1 protein-coding gene is annotated in these 1,137 nt (G+C 54.1%); it reads right to left on the bottom strand.

Annotation, left to right across the window (positions count from 1 at the left end):
- Nucleotides 1-916: IS110 family transposase (locus tag BFP95_RS03425; protein ID WP_065909265.1), on the bottom strand; the 916-nt coding region annotated here is incomplete at its 3' end.
- Nucleotides 917-1,137 lie beyond the last annotated feature (221 nt).

The following is a 1,137-nucleotide window of genomic DNA, read 5'->3' as shown; positions in this document are numbered from 1 at the left end:
TCCATTCAGATCCATCACGGATCATTGCGTTTAGGCGTACCAGCAAAACACGCATACACGCGATGAGTGCCACTTTGGCGCATTTTCCTTTCTCGCGCAGCGCCTTATATCGCGCGGCGAACTCAGGCTGAAACCGGATCACTGACCAACAGGCCATATACAGTGAGCGCCTCGCGGCGAACCTGCCGCCGCTGATATGACGCTTGCCTTTGTGCTTGCCGCTATCGTCGTTGTAGGGCGCAGTGCCGCTCAATGCTGCAATCTGATGTCTACCCACCTCGCCTAGCTCCGGAAGATAGGACATCAAGCTGGCCGCTGTAACAAGTCCTATGCCTTTGACTGAGCACAGAAGGGCTACTTTTTTACGATCCAGACGTTCTGTACTTTGGCGGATCAGGCTTTCCAGCTCCTTCAGCACTTTTTGCAAATAGTCGATATGACTCTGCAGCGCAGGCTTGACCACGTCAGAGGAGGCCGTTTTAAGCCGCCGTTTGTCGTCATCTCTTTGCTGAACAAAGTGCTCTCGCTGTTGGACTAGGGCGCGCAAATCATCCTGCTCGGCGCTGGTAACCCGGCTATCGGGCGATTTGATGACCGCTGCGAACTGCGCAAGAAGGCGTGCATCTATCGGATCGGTTTTGGCTTGTTGCCCCATAGCCCGGGCAAAGCTTTTGGCTCGGCAAGGGTTGATCCGTATGACTTCAAAGCCCGCAGCTTGAAGCGCTTTCATGACTTTGCGCTCGTAACCGCCAGTGGCCTCCAGCAACACTCGACCCACGCGATGCAGGGTTAGCCATCCAATTAACCCAGGAAAATCACTCTGCGAATTGGAACAACTCATCGCTACATCCAGTTGATCAACCCGAATCTCGAGGCTACCGCTGGAGACATCAATACCTGCTGGATAGGAAAACATAGCCAAATCCTCTTACACTCAAGGTGAGAGCGCTCTGGCTTGGCCCACGCTTGTAACTGTTCGAGGTGGGCTCGTTCAACTGTTCGGGCTCAATGACCAGAGTGGAGAGGTGAGTGACAGCATGGGCTCCCACACGTGCTTTAAGCACTTCGGGCATTCAGCTTGTCACTCACCGCTCTCACCTTCAGTTTAAGCCTGGTTCAAGACACAAGCGGGCTTGC

The organism is Pseudomonas sp. 58 R 12, assembly GCF_900005865.1.
Classification (GTDB): Bacteria; Pseudomonadota; Gammaproteobacteria; order Pseudomonadales; family Pseudomonadaceae; genus Aquipseudomonas; species Aquipseudomonas tritici.
Note: the sequence above shows the minus strand (reverse complement) of the source record. Positions and strands in the feature narration are given on the sequence as shown.